16 protein-coding genes are annotated in these 21121 nt (G+C 45.1%); all 16 read left to right on the top strand.

What is annotated here, in order from left to right; translation table 11 throughout:
- The first annotated feature begins 110 nt into the window (after positions 1-110).
- The 16 genes from PATL_RS19505 to PATL_RS19440 all read left to right on the top strand — a co-directional run bounded on the left by PATL_RS19505 (position 111) and on the right by PATL_RS19440 (position 20763).
- Complete coding sequence (locus PATL_RS19505; protein ID WP_011576520.1) at positions 111-1091, top strand: alpha/beta hydrolase; 981 nt, start codon at positions 111-113, stop codon at positions 1089-1091.
- 250 nt (positions 1092-1341) lie between these two features.
- Positions 1342-1518 (top strand): twin-arginine translocation signal domain-containing protein, encoded by a 177-nt coding sequence (locus PATL_RS23005; RefSeq protein ID WP_232283262.1) that lies wholly within the window; start codon positions 1342-1344, stop codon positions 1516-1518.
- Between the two features lie 26 nt (positions 1519-1544).
- Positions 1545-2366 carry an FAD-dependent oxidoreductase gene (locus tag PATL_RS19500; RefSeq protein WP_011576519.1) on the top strand — a complete coding sequence of 274 codons (822 nt, stop codon included), beginning with the start codon at positions 1545-1547 and terminating at the stop codon, positions 2364-2366.
- Between the two features lie 405 nt (positions 2367-2771).
- Positions 2772-3749 carry a hypothetical protein gene (locus tag PATL_RS23000; protein WP_011576518.1) on the top strand — a complete coding sequence of 326 codons (978 nt, stop codon included), beginning with the start codon at positions 2772-2774 and terminating at the stop codon, positions 3747-3749.
- 9 nt (positions 3750-3758) lie between these two features.
- Entirely contained in the window at positions 3759-4808 is a 1050-nt protein-coding gene (locus tag PATL_RS22995) for a tyrosine-type recombinase/integrase (protein WP_232283261.1), read from the top strand.
- Positions 4809-5065: 257 nt separating this feature from the next.
- Positions 5066-5515 (top strand): DUF3015 family protein, encoded by a 450-nt coding sequence (locus PATL_RS19490; protein WP_041714108.1) that lies wholly within the window; start codon positions 5066-5068, stop codon positions 5513-5515.
- A 53-nt stretch (positions 5516-5568) separates the two neighbouring features.
- Positions 5569-7395, top strand: a complete 1827-nt coding sequence (locus PATL_RS19485) for an Lnb N-terminal periplasmic domain-containing protein (RefSeq protein ID WP_232283260.1) — start codon at positions 5569-5571, stop codon at positions 7393-7395.
- Positions 7396-7480: 85 nt separating this feature from the next.
- Positions 7481-8107, top strand: a complete 627-nt coding sequence (locus tag PATL_RS19480; protein ID WP_011576514.1) for a methyltransferase family protein — start codon at positions 7481-7483, stop codon at positions 8105-8107.
- A 141-nt stretch (positions 8108-8248) separates the two neighbouring features.
- Positions 8249-10672 carry a TonB-dependent receptor gene (locus tag PATL_RS19475; RefSeq protein ID WP_011576513.1) on the top strand — a complete coding sequence of 808 codons (2424 nt, stop codon included), beginning with the start codon at positions 8249-8251 and terminating at the stop codon, positions 10670-10672.
- 22 nt (positions 10673-10694) lie between these two features.
- Complete coding sequence (locus tag PATL_RS19470; RefSeq protein WP_011576512.1) at positions 10695-10976, top strand: hypothetical protein; 282 nt, start codon at positions 10695-10697, stop codon at positions 10974-10976.
- Entirely contained in the window at positions 10973-12562 is a 1590-nt protein-coding gene (locus PATL_RS19465; RefSeq protein WP_011576511.1) for a PepSY-associated TM helix domain-containing protein, read from the top strand. The genes PATL_RS19470 and PATL_RS19465 overlap by 4 nt, the downstream gene beginning before the upstream one ends.
- Positions 12499-12831, top strand: a complete 333-nt coding sequence (locus PATL_RS23105; RefSeq protein WP_081429955.1) for a DUF3325 domain-containing protein — start codon at positions 12499-12501, stop codon at positions 12829-12831. Before PATL_RS19465 ends, PATL_RS23105 begins: the two co-directional genes overlap by 64 nt.
- Positions 12832-13043: 212 nt before the next feature.
- Positions 13044-14258 (top strand): efflux RND transporter periplasmic adaptor subunit, encoded by a 1215-nt coding sequence (locus PATL_RS19455; RefSeq protein WP_011576510.1) that lies wholly within the window; start codon positions 13044-13046, stop codon positions 14256-14258.
- 3 nt (positions 14259-14261) lie between these two features.
- Complete coding sequence (locus PATL_RS19450; protein ID WP_011576509.1) at positions 14262-17423, top strand: efflux RND transporter permease subunit; 3162 nt, start codon at positions 14262-14264, stop codon at positions 17421-17423.
- Complete coding sequence (locus tag PATL_RS19445; protein ID WP_081429954.1) at positions 17410-18885, top strand: efflux transporter outer membrane subunit; 1476 nt, start codon at positions 17410-17412, stop codon at positions 18883-18885. Before PATL_RS19450 ends, PATL_RS19445 begins: the two co-directional genes overlap by 14 nt.
- 255 nt (positions 18886-19140) lie before the next feature.
- Positions 19141-20763, top strand: coding sequence for a putative bifunctional diguanylate cyclase/phosphodiesterase (locus PATL_RS19440; protein ID WP_011576507.1), 1623 nt, complete (start codon positions 19141-19143; stop codon positions 20761-20763).
- Positions 20764-21121 lie beyond the last annotated feature (358 nt).

Genomic DNA, 21121 nt, shown 5'->3' with positions numbered 1-21121 from the left:
GGGCTGTTGAACGTTGGACTATGTTTTTTGACTTAGCCCACTAGGCCTACAAAGTATCGTCGCCTTAAGACCTTTAAGGCATCGCAATGTAAGGCTTTTCTGGAGAGACAATGCAAACATTTAGCGTTACTGGTAGTGATGGTCTGCCACTGAGTTGTTATCAGTGGCTGCCCACTGGCGTTTCGGCTGCCAGTGCTGAGCCTGCAGGAAACGAGCCTGCAGACAGTGAGCCTGTCAGTAACGTGCGTGCAGTGATACACATTGCTCACGGTATGAGTGAACATGCCCTGCGATACGAGCGGTTTGCGTTGGCGCTGAATGAAGCAGGTTTCGCTGTGATAGCGAACGATCACCGAGGGCATGGCCGCTCAGTTTTAAAGGATCGCGAACTGGGGCATATGGCGGATGAAGACGGTTGGCATAAAGCGGTGAATGATTTAGCCGTGGTTAATCAACACATTCAACGGCGCCTACCTAATACTCCGATTATCTTACTCGGTCATTCCATGGGCTCATTTATGACCCAAGATTATATGGCGCGTTATGGTGATACGATTTCTGCCGCGGCCCTATCGGCAACCAATGGGCCGGTGGGCGCATTGCTTAAGGTGGGCCAGATGTTAGCGCGATTTGAGCGGCGCAGGTTAGGGGCTACTGGGCATAGCCCCGTCATTTTGAGCATGGTATTTGGTGCATACAATAGAGCGTTCAAACCCAATCGGACTGAATTTGACTGGCTCTCTAGAGATGAGGCTGAAGTCGATAAATATATCGCTGACCCTCTGTGTGGTTTTGAATGTTCTACCCAAACTTGGAACGACATGTTTACCGCATTAGGCACGATAGCGTCTGAGCACGCCCTCAAAAAAATAGATAAGACCCTGCCGATTTATGTGTTTTCAGGCACTGATGATCCCGTCGGTGAAAAGGGCAAAGGCGTTCAGCGATTGCTAAACGCCTATCAAAAACAGGGGTTAACCCAGGTCACACATCAATTCTACCAAGACGGACGTCACGAATTGTTAAGCGAAATCAATCGCGAGCAAGTCACCGCCGACTTTATTCAATGGGCAAAAAGCGTCTTAAACTAACGCATTAATACTTCCATCGCTTTTCAATCCTAGCTTCCTGCTTCTTAGCGCTAACGTGCGGTAATGATTGCTTTGAGCTAAAAGTGAGTAGTTCGTTTGCGTCTTAGCTTTACCACGAACAACTTTCAATCGTCTTTGGTTTTTGGCAGGCACTTTGCTTAGGGTGGCTTAAGCCAGTATTTCTTGCCATCCCATGCATTAATTTGCGGTGGGCGCTGGTGCGAAAAAGACAAAAAACTGAGAGGAATACATGTTGCACCGAGCACTTAAGCGTAGAAATTTTTTACAAGGTCTGGGGGCCGGAGCGGTCGCTGCTTCGCTAACCGGTTGTACGCAAACACCGGCAAACAAAGGCTTTGAGCGTCCATTCTCTCGAAAACCCATGGTGGCGGTGGCGTTACCCTATCTTGGGGCTCTTCTGCATTAGCGGTCAGTGAAGTCAAAAACACTTACGTGGGTAATGATAAGAGTAAAAAAGCAGCCATTATCGGTGGCGGTGTTATGGGGCTCACCACAGCCAGATTATTGCAAGAAGCAGGCTGGAGCGTAACCATTTATACCCGAGAAATGGCACGGCACACCACGTCGCAAGTCGCTGGAGGTGAATGGGGCCCGTTCAGCGTGCATGACCCGATGGTATCTTCGGCTGCATTTAAATTGCAATTGCAACTTGCAGCGCAAATATCCCATGAAACCTTTGCTCGTATGGTCGGCGACGACTACGCGATAAAATGGACAGAGTTATATACTGCAAGCGACACCCTCCCGGCGGCGGATAGTCCATTTAGTCAGTTTTACCCCTATCGACAGACCTATGGCCCTGGTGAGCATCCCTTTACTACAAATTACTGTACTGTGTCGGCAACCATGCTGGTGGAGACTGGGACTTTCTTACGTCGCTTGATTCAAGACGTCAGAGCTGCTGGTGGTGTATTTGTGATCCGTGACTTTAAAGACCAAGACGAAATACATGGGTTACAAGAGCCCGTTGTATTCAATTGCACTGGTTTAGGTTCACGTGCCTTGTTTGGTGATGAAGGGATTACCCCTGCAAAAGGCCAGTTGATTTTACTCCCACCAGACCCAGCCGTAGACTTTCTTACTGTAGGCGGTGGCAGTGGTAAAGGGCCGCTGTATATGTTTTCGCGAAATGACTACATGATCTTAGGCGGTACTTTCAAACCAGGAGATTGGTCCACGCAACCTGAGCCGCAAGAAACAGAGCGTATTTTAACTGAGAGCCAAGCGTTTTTTGCCGGGTTGTCTAAATCTTAATGCACTCAATAAAGTCTTAACGCACCCAATATAGTCTTAACTCACTCAATATAGCGGGAAAAGCACTGAACAAGTCAGCGCGCCAAGTTGGTTTTTTTACTGCGCGCTGACGGACCGTTGTTGTGATAGCACGCTGAGATTAGGTTACCCACAATGCACGATTCACCACCCAAAACCTGCTGCACATTGCCTAAAGCCCGCACCAGATCTCTTATAAGTCACGATGATATCGATTAAAATTCAAGCGAATTAATTTTTTAGTAGTGGCTGAGTCTTGCGTCATGTTTTAATCAGCGGTAAACCTAGTTAGACTCAATATGATAGGCAGTAAGTTGATACGTTTTATCCTAAGATCCGCTATTTTTTCTATTTCTTCTTCGTATCAGCGCTAAATGGAATCGTGCAATGCCCTTTAACAAAGTTGATTATATTCCCAATATGCCAAACGGTGGTTACGACCCTATCGCTGCGCAAGAGCAACAAAAAATCCAAACCAAGCGATGGCAAGTACTCGTAGGTACGTTTCTTTGTGTGATGCTCTTGGCCAATCTCTTTATTTGGACCAGAGCGCTTGAGTATCAAAGCCAGGCGATTATGCATTTTGCTTACACCTCGCAAAATGCTGAAGAGCTTGATTATATAGCCCAGCAGCAACTTAGCCTTAACCAGAAACGTTTAACCAGCAACAGCACTTTACAGGCGTTATCAACTAAGCTGCGAGAAGACCATTTAATTGATCTTAATGTTCAGCAGTTACGATATATGCTTAGCGCAACGGCCAGTGAAACAGGCAAGATAATCACCTTGCAAACTACAGGGCCGACTCCTGATTTGCTTGAGGATGTTTTACAACAATGGTTGTCGTTGTATACCTCATTATTAGAGCGAGAAAAACTGAGTAACGGCTCTGACGAAGAGCGGCAGTACCAACAGCAATTGGCGGTATTAGAGCAAAAAATCACTGAACAGAAGCACGTAGTAGAGGCGTTTTCTGAGGCCAATAATATTATCTCTTTAGAGCGTAATGAAAATATTATTCCTAATAAAATAAAAGGATTGAGCAATTCTTTAGATGAGGCTGAAGCGCAAAAAGCGCAGGCGCTGGCAGAGCTAGACAGTCTAAATGCATCATTAGCAAGTGGTCAGCAAGTTGAGCGCCCCACGGATCGCCCAAGTATCGATGCGAACCGAGCTGTACTGCAAGCGCTAGAGGGAGAGCTGTCAGCACTGTCAGAGCAATACACACAGCAATACCTGCAACGTGATCCTGAGGTAGTAGCCAAACAACAAAAGGCGAAAGCCTTGAAAGAAGAGCTAGCAAACCAAATAGCCGACAGCCAGCTTTTATACTTGCAGGATTCTCAGCGAAATTTAGCCGCTTAAGTGGGCAAAGTGAAGCGTTTGCCAGCGCAATTAGCAGACTTTCAAAATCAAGCGCAGCAATTTAATCAAAAATTAGCCGAGTATCGACGGTTAGATGATGCCCTCAAAGACTTACAATTACAGGCGAAAACGGTAAATAATCAGTTGGTTGAACAAGAAGTATCTAAGCCGTTTGATGCCAAAATAAGCATACTCGAACCGCCCTTTACTCCAGAGTTTCCTGTGGGTCCTAACTATTGGCAAGACACTTTAATCAGCATCATTGCCGCCATTGTATGTGCTATAGCGGCATTATTATTATTTAGCTTTATTGTGCGTAGGAGTTCACCCAATTTAGGCAGCACCAATTTTGTGGTTTTGCCCGGTGAGCAACGCGGCCAGTCTTATGCTGAATTGCAGGGGGCTCATCAGGCGCAGTTAGAGGCCAAGGCACAAGCGTTGCGCCTAGGCGAGCAGCAGAGTCATCAACCTCAAAAGAGTCTTCAACCCCAAAAAGGTCATCAACCTCAACAAGGTATTCAACCCCAGCAAGAAAACATCCGTTTACTCACCACCGACGAGTGTCAAGCCTTGTACGGGGTTGCAAATAAGCAAGCTAAGGCCGTTATCGGTTTAATGTTAAGCGGTGTCAATGCCACTGAACTGCGCCAAATTACCAAAGCTGATTGTATGATAGGTAAAACGAAGCTGAATATAACGGGTGCATATGCGCGGCAAATACCACTCGCTGGTCAATTAATCACTGTCCTTGAGCAGCTTTGTGAAGGGCTAAAGGAAGATGATTTATTATGGTTAAACCCGCTTTCAATTGAAGATTTTAATCAACTCATTATCAACGCCGCGCATGATGCTGAGCTACCTTACCCAGAACAGCTCTCTGGTGAGGTATTAAGACATACCTATTTAACGTACTTGGTCAGCCAAGGGGTTCGATTAAACGATTTAGAGCAACTTGCTGGCTATCTCAAACCAGCCGAGTTAGGGAAATACCGGACAGTCAATCGCCACGGAAAATCATTGGATATCGAGCAAGCAAATACGATGTTTCCCTACTTTTGAATATGCTATTTAAGTGCTATGCAAAGCAATAACGATTGGCATGATGTCCGCCCCCTGCGCAAATCCCTGTCGCGTAATATTTGCGCTAGGTAGGTTACCGCTTTTCTTTTTTAGTTATTATTTGTTACCTAATTATCTGAATTGCTTATTAAATATACTGTTTTCGCCCTTGTGCGATGAAAGCGTTGCTCACTTGTAACAAACATGTAAGTATCGCTCGCGCGAGGAAAATAACTATAAAAAATGGAAACAGTAAAATGAAAAAAATTATTGGTGCCGCAGCACTTTTATTACTAACTACTACATCAGTTCAAGCCGATGAAGAGAAGCTTAACCCTTGGCAACAATGTGGTATTGGCGCGATGATATTCCCCGAAAACGGTGTAGCTGCCGCTATTTCAAACATCATTTGGGATCTAGGGACAACCGCGGTGACGTCTGCGAGTGCATCAGAAGACAGCTGTGATGGTGCGCGCACCAAGACTGCTATGTTCATAAATGAAACGTATAGCCAACTTGAAGATGAAATTGTTCAAGGTGAAGGCGCTCATTTGACCGCAATGATGACAATGATGAGCTGTGATGCTACTGCTGCGAGCGAAATTCGTTCAGAAGTAGCGACGAACGTATTATCAAGTGTGGCAAGTGATTCAGCGAAAGCAGAACAATTGTTCAATATTGCAGAAACGGCTTGTTCAGCTAGCTAAATCATATTCATCCTCGTTAACGGGTATCCTAGATGCCCGTTTCAAAGTGCCCCATGAAACTTGCCTTATCTATTTTAACTTTTTGCCTTTTTTTTACCGTTAGCGTAAACGCCCAAGAGCCTTGGCAATCGCGTACGTGGCAGAAACTCGTTCACTATTCTGCAAGCAGGCATATTAGTGAAATAAAGAACGCTGATTTTTTCCTAAGTACTCAGGGGAAAAATAACCCCGAGGCCGAATTTGTGGCCAGCTTAGCGCTATTAACGCCATCTAACAGAATATTCGATGAGCGAGTATGCCGCTATCCAGCCAGAGCACTTTACTTGCGTTCCTTGGGCTATGATGTAGTTCATGTACCTACTTTGTGTGACAATTTTAAACAGTGGCAAGGAGATCTCTCGAAGCAGCAGGTGAGTATTGTTTACGCCGATGGTTACCTGGGTAATCCAGCCTCATTTTATGGTCACTTGTTGTTTAAATTGAAAAGTGAAGCGTTCTCAGTAGATCTATTGAGCAATAGCTTGAATTTTGGTGCGAAAGTACCTGATAACGAAAACCCAGTAGCTTATATCTTAAAGGGGTTAGTGGGGGGATATGACGCCAAGTACAGCAGCAACCACTATTACCGCTACAATATTAACTACGCCGAAGTTGAAATGCGTGACCTTTGGCAATATACCTTAAACTTAACGTCTGACGAAAAGACAATATTGATTGCCCATGCTTGGGAGTTGCTTTTCACAGAGTATCGATATTATTTTACCCACCGCAATTGCGCGTATCATATTGCCAAAATGCTCGAGCTAGTATTAGAGCAAGACTTGATATCAAATAGGCGGCCTTTCGTATTACCCATCAGCGTATTTTCGGCTCTTGAGCAAGCAACAACGATTTCAGGTCACCCCGCCGTGCAAAAGGTAGAGCACGCTCTTTCTCGCCAAGCTCGGTTCAGACAACATTTTGCTGAATTAGATGTGACGATGCAGGAGACACTAAGCGACATTGTTAATAACGCAGGCACGCTGGTGGAAGTCCAAAATTATCTTGAAGCCTTGTCATTGAAACAACAGCTGATGTTACTCGACGTTTTGCTCGACTATGTCAATTTCAGCCTAGAATTAAATAAAGATGATATCAAACTGCAGTCACTTAAAAGGAATGTTCAGCGGGCACGTATCGTTTTACCAGCCAAAAAAGTGCAGTGGAGCACACATACTGAAGTATTGCCGCACACAGGACAGAACCCCACGACGGTGCGAACTACATTAGGGCACAATAATGGCCTCGGAGGCTTCGCAGAGATTATGTTTCGCCCTGCTTACTACGACATGCTAGCCCGGGGCGGTGGTATTTTACCAAACTCAGCATTATCAATGGCGGCGCTGTCAGTACGTTTAACGGATGACAATTTGGCGCTGAGTAAACTCGATTTGCTAAATATAGAAACGGTCGACACCGGTGCGACTGGTTTACGTGGTGATATAGGCATTGCGTGGCAGCTGCGCTTGGGTAACGAACGTGACTATTTAGGGCCAGCAGATGTCAGCAATGAATTTTTCCTAGAAAGTGGCTTCGGTAAAGGAATTGCGATGGGGGATACTACGCTTTATGCATTGGCCGTTGGCAGAATGCAAACACCTGACTCACTGGATACACGCTTTATGATATTACCGACCTTGGGTGTTCTATGGCAAACGGATGCGTACAAAGGCTTGTGTAAAATCGTGTTTCCGATCCGCATAGACAGCAATGCTTATCGCAAAAGAATAAAAAGTACCTGTGAGGTCAGTACGTTTGCATCCAAGACAACCGATATTCGTTTCGGTATCAGTCATCATAACAATACAGAGCTTTCCTTAAGCGGCAGTTGGTATTTCTAAGCTAGACAACAAATGAGTGCTCGCTTCCTCCTGCATAGGTCTTTACCATTGTCACTTTAGTCTATTTTTTAGTGTGTAAGCATGTATGGAAATATCTGGACAGGCGTTGATACTAATTGAGTTTACGCGAGGTTATCTTGCCGTTTTCTTTACCTTTGTCGCCCTTTTTTATGCCGTAAAGATCACCATAGCAAAGTACAAAAGCGGTAACGAGCAAGTGTTTGCGGGAGAGCGGTTTTGCACTTCTTGGTGGAATCACACACTTTTTCGTTTATTTCGAGTCATTATTTGGATGGTTTGCTTATTCAGGTGGGGTTTTCCCGCACTTGATTACTACTTAGGCATATTCTCATTTTTGCTTGTCCCTTGCGTGTTACTGACAGGCAATATTTTACTGACCCTTGGATTTACTGTAACCATTATAGTGCATTTGAGCATGGGCGAATATTGGCGCTCAGGTGTTGACCCAACAGGACCTAGAACACTCCTTACACGGGGGTTCTTCCGCTTTTCGCGCAATCCTATGTTTACTGCTATTGCGGTGGCTCAATTAGGCTTTTTTCTGGCTCTGCCCAGTGTTTTTTCGCTAATTTGCCTGCTCGTTGGTGTACTTTCATTGGTCCGCCAAATCCGAGTTGAAGAAGCGCATTTGTCTCAAGCCTATCCTGTGGCATACACCGACTATTTACTCAACGTTAGGCGTTGGCTTTAGCAACTGATGCGCTATAACGGGTAAATTAAATAATCATAAAGTATCAAAATAGCGTTAATTAGTAACTAAATATTGCTAATCTAAATGATATTAATTACCATTCGCGGCCTTTGAAGTTGTCATCATTTATTAGGGCCCACCATGTATTCCAAAAGCACACACCACTGGCCAATATCAACGGCTGTTGCCACCATATTGACCGCCGCTTCTATTCCTACCTTAGCGAACGAAACCAGTGCTTCGGATAATAAGGCTGCAGTGACAGTTAGCGATGTGGAAAAGATCACTGTTTACGGTAAACATAACCAGTTGATAATGGACTCAGGCACAGCGACTAAATCGAATATGAGTTTGATGCAAACACCTGCAGCAGTCGTAGTGGTTGATAAGCTCTTAATCAACGAGCAAGCGGGTACTACCTTGCAAGAAGCGCTGCGAAATGTCAGTGGTTTATCTCAAGATGGTAATAACTATGGGGTGGGCGATAACCTTGCCATTCGCGGTTTAGGTGTTAATTATGCCTATGATGGAATGTATGGTGGTGCAGATTTAGAAAACAGCTACAACCCAACGCGTACCATGACCAATGTTGAAAGCATTGAGGTACTCAAAGGCCCTGCAACCGGTCTTTACGGCATGGGCGCTGCCGGTGGCGTGATCAACCTGATTGAGAAAAAGCCACAACAAAAAGAAGCCTATGAAATGCGCTTTGTCGTAGGTCAGTGGGACAACTACGGTGTGATGTTTGACGCAACCGGAGGCTTAGCAAAAGATACGGCTTACCGCTTAGTGGCAAATTATGAAACATCGGATGGTTATCGCGGGTTAAGCTCAGAACGTAGCGAATTATACGCGTCATTGAGTCATGAATTCTCTGCCGATAACTCGGTGCTTTTTTCAGCGGCGTACATCGATGATGCTGTGCAGATTGACTCGATTGGCCATCCTGTACGTTTGATCGATTTGAGTTTAATCGACTCCGACCCGGGTAGCATTACCGCTGACGACCTAGCCAATGGCGACGTTGCTGACGGTGGCTTACAGCTAACGGAAGAGCAACGCCAGACTCTTGCTGATTCTCTTAGTGCAACAGACGGCTGGCAGCCAATTGACCTTGGTGACACAGGATTAATTTCGCCATTGTCGACTCCTAATGAGGGCGAAGAGCTTAGGTTAAAGGTGCGTCAAGATTTGGAGTTTGCTAACAATTGGCGTCTAACCCATCAATTTCAATATAGGAATTACACTACTGACTATATTCGTCAAACCTCTGCCTATAACTATATTTATCACAACCGAAGCGGGGTGATTAATCTTGACCCGAGAGCGCCGTTGATCATTGATGATGTGCTGTACCCGTTTGCTGCGCGCCGCCAAGAGTACCGTAATATCTCTGCTGAGGAATCGACGTGGCAATATTTCGCTGATATATCGAAAACTTGGAGTGCAGGCAGTTTACGTGGTGAACACTTAATAAGCGCTAATTACGAATATCGTGATATGACGTATACCCAATATTCAATTTGGGATGCAGACGATACTCGCAGCGATCCCGTACCGTATATATTAGATATACGTGAACCTAATTGGCCTACTGGTGAGTTTGATGATTATAACCCGTCGCTTCGCAGCAAATATGACAAGTCAGCAAAAGCTTGGGGATTGAGCCTACAAGAGGTTTTATATATTACAAACTCACTGACAGCGCGAGTAGGTGGCGCCTACAGTGGTATCAAGCAGACATACCAAAACCAATTCAGTGATGGCAATCCTGAATTTGATGCCGACGATAATGGTTTGACCTACAATGTGGGGCTGAACTACAAGGTAACTGAGCAATTTGCCGCTTTCGTGAATCAATCTAAAGGTCGCACTGCTTACAGTGTGTTAGGTAGCTTGACGGGAGATGACGACCGTCCTGACTCAGAATCTGAATCCTTTGATTTAGGCACAAGGTTTACGGCCTTTGATGAAGAACTATTAGCATCCTTAGTCTGGTTTAAAACCAGTAGAACTAACCTACGTTATTCGAACCCGCTTTTCGAAGATGATCCAGAAGATGCCTTTTATAATATTGACGTACCTGAATATTATTATGACGAACGTGATGAAACACAAGGTGTCGAGTTAGACGTCAACCTAATGCTGAATGACCAGTGGTCGATGAATTTTAACGCAACCTATCAAGATGCAGTCACTAACCCCGGCAGTCATGCATTAAGCCAAGTAGAAGAACAAACAAAGGGGATTGCACAAAAATTTGCCAGTCTATGGACAAGTTACAGCCACCAGTTTGACGGTCTTTCTTATCCAGTCAAATTCAGCATTGGGGTGAATTATGAAGATGAACGCTCAATTGCGGCATCTGCATTTGGTATTAACTATGCGATTGTTGACGCCTACGCCGTATTGGGTGGTGCAGTAACTTACGTCGGCGAGAAGTGGAACATTCAGCTTAACCTAAACAATCTTACCGACGAAACTTACTACAGTAAGGCTCTGTACTTAGGTGGTTTACCAGGTGAAAGTCGCAACGCCAAATTAACCGCATCATATCGTTTCTAACAGACTGGTTGCGACCCTACTGATGAAACATCAACTGGATGTGTCACTTCGCATGATAGTCGCCATTATTGGCGGCTACCTTGCTTCAGTGGCCTTTAGTTTTGCGTGTGTGCCGCTGTTAGTGTTGAGTCACCTATGTGACAAAAATGAAGCGGTAATGGTTAGCACTATGCTGAGCTACTTGTTTTATTTTGCGTTGATTATCATCAGTTTTTGTCGCAACAGTAGTGTCTTACTGTGCCGCGATGTGTGTTTAATCTTGAGTGTGTGCGGCGTCATAATATACGCCCTAGGTGATGTATGAAGCCTGATTTTAGAAAGTCCATGATATGGCTACATACATACTCTGGTTTAGTCTTAGGTTGGCTGTTATTTACCATTTTTTTAACGGGTACCTTAAGTTACTTTAATCCGGAAATAACCCAGTGGATGCAGCCTGAACTGCAGCACGTTGCGACCAGCAAAAATACCATTAATCGTTCACTGACAATGTTGCACGACAAAGGCGAAAACGCCGACAGATGGCGAATCTATTTGCCGAATGAACGCAATCAGAAGTGGAGCATACAATGGAGCGAAGGGCGTGATAGACATAGCCTGGATTTAGGTGCGCAAGTTGGATCTGTCATTTCCCCCCGAGAAACTGCAGGGGGTAACTTCTTTCGAGTATTTCACTATACGCTGCATCTACGAGGCTATGGCGGCCGATACATAGCGGGTGTTGCGGCTATGTTCATGTTGGTGGCCGTGTTCAGTGGCATTTTTACCCACAGACGCTTCTTTCGCGATTTTTTCACCTTGCGTACTAACAAGTTGCAAAAGACCTTAACGGATTTTCACGCTCTTGCGGGGATTGTCACAATACCCTTTTGCATCATGATTTGCGCCAGCGGTATCATGATATATGTGATCATGTACATGCCTTGGGCCGCAGAGCATTACGCTGGTGGTGAAAGGCAGCTCAGCCGTGCGCTTAGCCCTGGTTTAAGTCCAGTTTCTGCTGTTCGAACAGCCCCAGTATCATCCGCATCTGCGTCACAGTCGTCATTAACTTCCACTTCTGATCTGGGGTCAAGTTTTCAGCCATTGCGAGATTTTTCAGCGATACAAGCCCAGGTGAATCAACAATGGGCTGGGCAACATCAAATTGACGTCATTACCTTTGAGCAACCTTATAACGAAAATGGCCGTGTCATTGTTCAGCGCGTTAATGAACATACTCTGTCTTATCAGACTGAGCGCTTGGTTTTTTCAGCCCTCACCGGTCATGCTTTAACCGGCTACCCGCCGGTCAGCACCGCGGCCAGTGTACGAAGAGTATTTTTCGGTCTGCATGAAGCGCACTTTGCAGGCATTGGTTTGCGCTGGCTATTATTTCTGCTCGGTCTTCTATCTACTGCGCTTATTGGCACTGGTTTGGTCATTTGGCTAAACAAGCGTCTAGCCAAGATAAAAACACGTCATGCTGGGCATGCCATCGTCGAGCGGCTCAATATTGCCACGCTCTGCGGACTGCCGTTAGCTATCAGTGCCTATTTTCTTGGTAATCGGCTCATTCCTATTGCTATCGAAAATCGAGCCGCCCTTGAGGTACACGTTTTTCTTTGGGTCTGGTTGGGGTGCTTGCTACACAGTTTCATACGCGACTCACGAAGGGCATGGGAGGAGCAACTGTTTACCATCGCTTTCTTGTGCTTGTTATTGCCTTTGGTCGATGTATATCAAGAGCATACGCGCTTACTTGAAGCCTTAATGAATGGCAATATCATCTACTTAGGATTTTGTTTGTGCACACTTACCTGTGGCGCTATTTCACTTAAAACAGCATGTTGGTTACGTGCAAAGACGCGTTTAAGTGCAACCACCTTAGGTCAGAAAACATGTTGTTAGCCTTTGCTTTACAGTTATTTTCATTGCTGTGCTTGTCATTCAATATGGACAAACATGCGAAGCCTGTGTGGGTGAAAAAAATTAAAAAACACGGGAAAACTCGACTGTCAGTTCTAGGGTGGGTGAGCATGCTTTGCTCGCTTAGCTGGGTATTTTTCATCCAAAACAATCTTCCTATTAATGTAGTAAATTGGCTGGCCTATCTGTCGCTTAATGTACTCTTAACTGCTTTATTACATGTCTATTTAGCAAAACGTGTAGCGCATTAACGTTTTACATACTTACTTACATTTAACCTTGCTCTAGGCCCTGTATTTCCTGCCACTTAGGGCGTTTCATTGGTGTAGGTTAACCCTACCTTAACCCTCTGTTTGTTATTATTTTGGCCATTATAGGCAGTGACAACATTCAATGGTTATCCATCGATGGAACGTTTGTCTTTTGCCTCACGTTTTTAATTTATCACGAGGAACGCTTTACCATGAAATACTTAACGTGTATTGGGGGACTGTTATTAGCCTCTGTCTTGCTAAGTGGATGCCAGCAAGAAACAACTCAGCCTCAGGCTGGGCGTGTCACTGAAGTTGCTTATCTCACCGTGACCCCTACCGAGTATAAAATTGACACCCAAATGCAAGGTAGAGTGGTAGCCTCGTTGACGGCTGAAGTGCGTCCCCAGGTTGGTGGTATTATGCAAGAGCGCCTATTTACTGAAGGCGAGTTCGTAGAAGAAGGTGACGTTCTATACCAAATCGAGCCTGCGACCTTTCAAGCTGCCGTCAATGAAGCTAAGGCAAATTTAAACAGTGCTAAAGCAACCGTTGCAACCGCCAAGCTCAAAGATCAGCGTTTCGCTGACCTTTTGAAATTTGAAGGTGTGTCGCAACAAGATGCAGACGATGCTCATGCAACGTATTTAGAAGCAAAAGCAGATATTGAACGTTTCGAAGCTGCTTTAGAAACAGCGCGCATCAACCTTGAGTTTAGCAAAGTAAAAGCACCCATCTCAGGACGGATTGGTATTTCAAATGTTACCCCTGGATCATTGGTCACGGCATCACAAACGACGGCCCTGTCGACAATTCGTACATTAGACCCCATTTATGTGGACATGATCAAAAGCAGCACAGAAATTTTGAAATTACGTCAATTGTTAGCCAAAGCAGATATTAAAAAAGGCTCTACGGATGTTTCTCTGCTTCTTGAAGATGGCAGTGAGTACGAGCTAAAAGGCCAGCTGAAAATGCAAGAAGTAGCGGTTGACGCTTCAACAGGTGCCGTGACGCTAAGAGCTGAATTCCCTAACCCTGACGGTGTGTTATTGCCAGGTATGTTTGTGCGTACTCGCGTTAATGAAGCGGTTGACGACAACGCTATTCTCGTGCCCCAGCAAGGTGTTTACCATAACCCTGCAGGTGAAGCTTATGCTTACGTCATTGACGAGGACAACAAGGTACAGTCGCGCGTGGTGGAAACCATCAGTGCAGTGGGTAACAAATGGTTTATCAGCTCAGGTTTGAAGGCGGGCGACAAACTATTGGTAGAAGGCTCAAGCAAGGTTGGCCCCGGCAGTGAAGTGAAAACGGTAGAAGTGCAAATGCAAAGTAACGGTAAGATGGTTGCTGTTGCAGCTCAATCAGGAAATTCGTCCGCTGCGCCGTCTTCTGCACCTTCTGCTATAAAAGGGGGCGTGTAAAACATGTTTGCACGTTTCTTTATTGACCGCCCAGTTTTTGCCTGGGTTATATCGATTATCATCATGCTTACGGGTATCGCGTCGATTATGTCGCTGCCTATTGCACAGTATCCTACTGTAGCCCCCCCCGTGATTTCGGTAAGTACGACTTACACTGGGGCGGATGCTGAAACTGTTGAAAACAGTGTGACGCAAATTTTAGAGCAGCAATTAACAGGATTAGATGGGCTGCTATATTTCTCATCTTCGAGTACATCTGATGGCTCTGCGTCAGTAAATGTCACGTTTGAAGAGGGCACAGATGCTGATTTTGCCCAAGTTCAGGTACAGAATAAGGTACAACAAGTGACCTCGCGCTTGCCCGAATCGGTGCAGTCTCAAGGGGTAACAGTAACCAAGTCCAATACAGATTTCTTGTTGGTTACAGCGGTATACGACACCACTGACAAAGCGTCGGCGTTTGATATCTCTGATTATATTTCTTCTAGTATGGAAGATTCGCTGGCCCGAATAGATGGCGTAGGAGACACCCGTGTATTTGGCTCACAGTACGCCATGCGTATCTGGCTAGACCCAACTAAATTGGCTGCCTATGAATTGATGCCCTCGGATATTACCACTGCACTTGCAGCGCAAAACATACAAGTGCCCGCGGGTAAAATTGGCGCAGTCCCATCCCTTGATAATCAAGAGCTAAACGCCACGGTAACTGCGCAATCAATGTTAGAAACGCCTGACCAGTTTCGCGATATTATTTTAAAATCAGATGCCAGTGGCGCCAGTGTGCGCTTAGGTGACGTAGCACGTGTTGAGATTGGCAGTGAAAGTTACGATGCTATACCGCGCTTAAACGGTCACCCAGCATCAGGTATCGCTGTAATGCTAACACCCGGTGCGAATGCACTTGATACCGCCACACGCGTCAAAGACAAAGTTGCCGAACTTGCTCTTAATTTACCTGAAGGGTATGAGGTTACTTTCCCCCGGGACAGTACGGATTTCATAAAAATCTCTATCAGTGAAGTGGTGCAAACATTGGCCGAAGCCGTGGTATTGGTGGTACTGGTTATGTGGTTGTTCCTACAAAACTGGCGCGCCACGTTGATCCCCGCCATTGCAGTGCCGGTGGTATTATTGGGCACGTTTGGCGTGTTGGCGGCGTTTGGCTTTTCAATTAACACCTTAACCATGTTTGGTATTGTGCTCTCTATTGGCTTGCTGGTAGATGATGCCATAGTGGTGGTGGAAAACGTTGAGCGCCTAATGCGTGAGAAAAACCTTTCGCCCCGAGACGCGACCATCGAATCTATGTCTGAAATTAGCGGTGCTTTGATTGGGATCGCGGTGGTATTGTCAGCGGTATTCTTACCCATGGCCTTTTTTGGCGGCTCAACAGGGGTCATTTACAAGCAATTCTCCATCGCGATAGTGTCATCTATGACCCTGTCAGTAATTGTGGCCTTGACCTTGAGCCCTACGTTGTGTGCCAGTTTCCTGACTCATAAAGAGCATAGTTCTAAAGGTAAAGGCTTCTTTGCGCGCTTCAATCGTATGTTCGACAAGTTAACGGCGTCGTATACCAGCCAGGTAGGAAAGATAATTACCCGTAAAGTGCGCTGGGTATTAGGGTATGGGGTTATTATCGTGGTGTTAGGGTTATTAGTGGTACGTATGCCGACAGGATTCTTACCCCAAGAAGACCAAGGCAGCATAATGTTCCAAGTGAACATGCCTGTTGGCGCATCAATATCCAGAACGCGGGATGTCTCTGAGCAGGTAGAGCAATACTTGCTTGAAAATGAGTCTGAGGACATTCAACGGGTCTTTAGTATTTCTGGTTTTAACTTCTCCGGTAGTGGCCAAAATGCCGGCATGGGCTTTGTGTCGTTAACACCATGGGATGATAGAACTGAAGACGACCAAAGTGCTGATGCGCTGATTGGGCGCATGAATAAGAATCTATCCACAATACGTGACGCAAGTATATTTGCTTTGTCGCAGCCTGTTATTCAAGGCTTAGGACAAAGTAATGGTTTTACCTTTGAATTGCAGGCGGCTCCTGGCACAAGTCGAGATGAACTCACGACCTTGAAAGACCAATTCATGGCCGCTGCAAGGCAAAGTGAGCTGCTGATGGGGGTGCGCGAAGGGGCACTGAGTAACACCCCTCAACTAAAAATAGACATAGATTACGGCAAAGCGACGTCCCTTGGATTATCGCTGGCGGATGTGTCTAACACCTTGACTGCTGCGTGGGCGGGCTCCTACGTAAATGATTTTATCGATGATGGCCGAGTGAAAAAGGTGTATATCGAAAGTGATGCGCAGTACCGCTCTAAACCAGAAGATTTGAATGACTGGTATGTGCGAGGGCAAAACGCGGATGGTGATACCACCATGACGTCATTTTCAGCCTTTAGCACTTCGTCTTGGTCTAGTGCACCACAAAGTTTGTCACGTTTTAACGGTATTGCTTCGTATCAAATACAAGGCTCAGCCGCCAGCGGCGTAAGCTCAGGTCAGGCAATGACTGAATTAGAGCGACTAGTTCAAGAAGTGGGACAAGGGAAGTTAAGCTTCGCTTGGAGTGGTTTGTCTTATCAAGAAAAGCTCTCAAGCGGTCAGTCCACTATGTTATATGCGATATCGATTTTGGTGGTGTTCTTAGCCCTTGCTGCACTCTATGAAAGCTGGTCTGTGCCTTTATCAGTCATATTGGTTATTCCACTTGGGGTGGTGGGTGCTGCGCTGGCTTCAACCCTGCGCGGGCTTGAAAACGATATTTACTTTCAAGTGGCCTTGTTGACCACCATAGGGTTGGCCTCTAAAAACGCCATACTCATAGTTGAGTTTGCTGAAGCGTCTTATCAAAAAGGTATGTCGTTAGTAGGTTCTGCTGTTGAAGCCGCTAAGCTTCGCTTACGCCCGATCATCATGACTTCGCTGGCCTTTATGTTTGGTATTTTGCCGTTGGCAATTTCATCTGGTGCTGGCGCGAACAGTCGAATTTCAATCGGTACCGGTATTTTAGGCGGCACGCTTACGGCGACGATTTTCGGGATTTTCTTTGTCCCTTTATTCTTTGTGATCATTCGCGGGATCTTCTCAAAAAGACGCCCTGTTTATCATGATGAGACTAAAAAAATGGAGAATGCCCGTGATTAAGTTAACCTCTGGCACTATACGCCAAGCATTATTATCAGTGGTGTGTGCCATCGTATTGGCAGGGTGTAGCTCGATGGCACCAGACTACGAACGCTCGGAATTACCCATAGCGAGCGATTGGGCGCAACAGCAAAGCAAAACACTGGAGCAAACGTCAGGGTTAACATCGCAAAAAGCGGCTGAGTTACCTTGGAGGCAATTTATTCACGAGCCTCGCTTAACCCAAGTGATAGAGCTGGCGCTTAGCAGCAACAGAAGTTTACGTGAAACTTTGGCTGACGTTGAATCAGCTCGTGCTACCTATCGTATTCAAAAAGCAGATCTATACCCGCAGATAACTGCAGGATTAAGTGGTACACGAGCGAAATCATCTGATGGTGACATTTCAACCTTGTATCAGGCAGAAGCGGGTCTGAGTGGTTACGAGATTGACTTATTCGGTAAAAACCGCAGCTTGAGCGAAGCGGATATGCAAAGTTACTTAGCCAGTGCTGAAACCGCTAAGGCAGCACAGATTGCCTTAATTGGGGAAGTGGCTAATGCTTGGTTGACGCTTGCATCTGACAGCAGTTTGCTCAGCCTTGCAAAAGAAACAGCGGCCAACGCGCAAAAAACAATGGAGATCACCCAAAAACGCTTGGAGTTAGGAGTTGATTCTAAGATTGATTTGGCCAGTGCACAGACCGTATATCATACAGCTCGCTCTGATATTGCCAGTTTCAACACCCAAGTAGAACAAGATATCAATGCTTTGCGCTTATTGGTTGGTCAGCAAATTGATGCCACAGTGTTGCCCAGTGCGTTACCGGATGATGCCGATTTCGTGAGTGATGTTCCAGCTGGGCTATCGTCTGATGTGTTATTACAACGACCCGATGTACTTTCAGCAGAGCACGATTTGAAATCAGCAAATGCAGATATCGGTGCCGCTAGAGCCGCATTTTTCCCGTCTTTATCGTTAACAGCTACAGGTGGGTTAGCAAGCTCGGTGTTAGCGGATATCTTCAGTGGTGGCGCAAGCTCAATCTGGACATTGGCGCCGAGTTTGAACATTCCTATTTTCACTGGCGGTGCGAACGATGCCCAATTGGCGTTTACCCAGGCTCAAAAACAGAAATTCTTAGCGGCTTATGAATATACGATTCAAAGTGCGTTTTCAGAAGTGGCTGATGCCTTAGCGCGTAAAGCGACCATTCAGGAACAACTCGATGCACAAGAGGCATTGGTTGCAGCAGCAACACGCAGCTATGACTTATCACTTGCGCGGTATAAAGGTGGCGTGGACAGTTTCCAAAATGCACTAGAGGCGCAGCGTACTATGTACAGTGCGAGCCAAACATTGATTAGTACTCGCCAAACAGATCTCGTCAACAGGGTTACTCTATATCGCGTATTAGGTGGTGGCTTAGCTGATACTGGCAACGCTGATGTTGTGGCCAATAACGCGGATTATAATCCTTAAAGTAAATAGGCTTAATCTAGCTTGGTGTGGCAAAGTATGACGGCGACCCCAGTCTTTTTTGCTGAGTTAGGGGAAGTTAATAACCCGAATTTGGCGATTAAGACAAATTAAATATTCTAATTTTTTAAATTTATTTATATTTTTTACTTAAATATCGACTACATTATTCTGATATAAGACGCGCTAATAAGCGCGTCATTCGGTGAATCTAATCGCCAACTCGTCTCAATACCATTTCGCTACTAGGAACCAGCAGTGTTGTATCTTTTCTCTGTGTTGATGATTGCTTGTGGCTGCGTGTTTCTGCTGATCAGTGTTCGCCCTGTTAATCACATTTATAAAACGGATAGCAATTTAGGATGGTTAGTGCTGCGCAGCCTGGTCGTATTTTTTGTATTCGGTTACTTTGGCGTTTTTTATTATTTCGTGCAAAAAATGACGATTAATACCGCGGATGTGATTGTCTCAGCGATCATGATGGCGGGTGGTTTTTTTGTATTTCTGGTGACACGTCTTAGTTTAAAAAGCATGGTGAAATTGAATCAACTTGCTGCCCAAGAACGCAGTAATTTGTTACACGATCCCCTAACGGGTTTGGCGAATCGAGCGTATTTGATGCAAGACATGCAGGCGCTTATTGCAAATGAAGAGCAATTTGACTTATTGATCCTCGACTTAAATCAGTTCAAGCAAATTAACGATGCGTTAGGCCACTATTTCGGTGATGTACTGCTTTGTCAGGTTGGACTAAAAATTGGCCAAACTCTGCCAAATACGTGTACTTTGTATCGTTTAGGGGGGGATGAATTTGCCATAGTATCGACAGCAATGGTAAGCGAAAATACAAGCCAAAAGGAAAATGAATCAGCAAACAGAATCGATGATATCGCACGATTGATTCACAGCACTATGGACGAAAATTTCGAGATAGAAAGCTACGAGCTAAGTGTTAGCGCATGTATTGGAGGTACGGGGTTTCCTGAGCTTGGCCGTTCTGCCGAAATACTGCTTGGCCAAGCGAATTTGGCCTTGTATGAATGTAAGAAAAACACCAGCTCTTTTAGCCATTATTCATCAGCATTTGAAACGGGTGCCGCTGATAACTTAAGTATTGCGACGCGTTTAAAGCAAGCTGTTGCTTTGGAAGAGTTTGAACTTTGGTATCAACCTATTATCGACTTATCCGATGGCAGCGTGAATGGGGCGGAGGCGTTAATTCGCTGGCCTCAATTAGATGGAAGTTATATTGCGCCAGATAAGTTCATAAAAATCGCAGAACAAAGCCTACTGATAACCCAAATAACCCAACGGGTGATGAATATCGTCAAAGAAGATATTCAGTTATTCAATCAATCAAAATTGAGCTTATGCGTGCACCTCAACTTGTCTGTTAAGGACCTGCAAAGTCCTCACTTGGTAGATAATATTAACTCAATATTCAGTCAATGCGATTGGAGTAAGCATGCTCTGATGCTAGAAGTCACAGAAAGCGCGATGATGACAGATGTCGCTAGGGTCAAAATTACCATGGCACAGATTGCAAACACAGGGTTGGCCTTTAGTATTGATGACTTTGGCACAGGCTATTCTTCCTTAGCGTTATTGCGCGACCTACCTGTGAATCAGATAAAAATAGACCGCTCTTTTGTGAGTAATATTCTAAAAAGTGAAGATGATTTGGCAATCGTTAAGTCAACCATTTATCTGGCGAAACATTTAGGCTGTAACATTGTCGCTGAGGGGGTGGAGGATGCTCAAACCGGTCAGCTTCTTAAATCTCTGGGCTGTGATCACGCCCAAGGTTACTATTACAGCAAGCCATTAAAAATAGAATCTTTCATTCAATTTGCTGAGTCACATAGGCCCATTACTCAATAAGATATAAGGGTCAACATCAGCTGAAATACTCACCATGTAATTAGGTGTAATAAAATTCCCTTATCTATTTAAGCCGAGCATGAAACCTGGTTATTCCAACAGTGATAAGGCACTAACCTACTGAAAAATGAGAAGTGATTGGTATGACAAGCTGACTAATCGCGCTGATTGATAGACATTTAACTCAGACTTACTACTATAAAGTGAAGAGCTAGGATGCTGTGTTTCTTATACCTCGTATATTGAATCTTTTCTTTCTTGAAGAACTCAAAAAAACGACGATATAAACTGACCAAGTAAAGTTAGGTAAGCAAGGTTCATCACTCCACTTTCATCGTGTCAGCTAATTATCATTTGA

The sequence above is a fragment of the Paraglaciecola sp. T6c genome, from assembly GCF_000014225.1.
Lineage (GTDB): Bacteria > Pseudomonadota > Gammaproteobacteria > Enterobacterales > Alteromonadaceae > Paraglaciecola > Paraglaciecola atlantica_A.
The sequence above is the reverse complement of the archived record's forward strand: the minus strand, read 5'-3'. Positions and strand labels throughout refer to the sequence as shown.

Coding starts and splice junctions, on each gene's coding strand:
- PATL_RS19450 (WP_011576509.1), top strand. CDS start 14,262: ATGTTTGCACGTTTCTTTATTGACCGCCCAGTTTTTGCCTGGGTTATA.
- PATL_RS19475 (WP_011576513.1), top strand. CDS start 8,249: ATGTATTCCAAAAGCACACACCACTGGCCAATATCAACGGCTGTTGCC.
- PATL_RS19505 (WP_011576520.1), top strand. CDS start 111: ATGCAAACATTTAGCGTTACTGGTAGTGATGGTCTGCCACTGAGTTGT.
- PATL_RS19490 (WP_041714108.1), top strand. CDS start 5,066: ATGAAAAAAATTATTGGTGCCGCAGCACTTTTATTACTAACTACTACA.
- PATL_RS19455 (WP_011576510.1), top strand. CDS start 13,044: ATGAAATACTTAACGTGTATTGGGGGACTGTTATTAGCCTCTGTCTTG.
- PATL_RS19480 (WP_011576514.1), top strand. CDS start 7,481: ATGGAAATATCTGGACAGGCGTTGATACTAATTGAGTTTACGCGAGGT.
- PATL_RS19465 (WP_011576511.1), top strand. CDS start 10,973: ATGAAGCCTGATTTTAGAAAGTCCATGATATGGCTACATACATACTCT.
- PATL_RS23000 (WP_011576518.1), top strand. CDS start 2,772: ATGCCCTTTAACAAAGTTGATTATATTCCCAATATGCCAAACGGTGGT.
- PATL_RS19470 (WP_011576512.1), top strand. CDS start 10,695: ATGAAACATCAACTGGATGTGTCACTTCGCATGATAGTCGCCATTATT.
- PATL_RS23005 (WP_232283262.1), top strand. CDS start 1,342: ATGTTGCACCGAGCACTTAAGCGTAGAAATTTTTTACAAGGTCTGGGG.
- PATL_RS23105 (WP_081429955.1), top strand. CDS start 12,499: ATGTTGGTTACGTGCAAAGACGCGTTTAAGTGCAACCACCTTAGGTCA.
- PATL_RS19485 (WP_232283260.1), top strand. CDS start 5,569: ATGAAACTTGCCTTATCTATTTTAACTTTTTGCCTTTTTTTTACCGTT.
- PATL_RS19445 (WP_081429954.1), top strand. CDS start 17,410: ATGCCCGTGATTAAGTTAACCTCTGGCACTATACGCCAAGCATTATTA.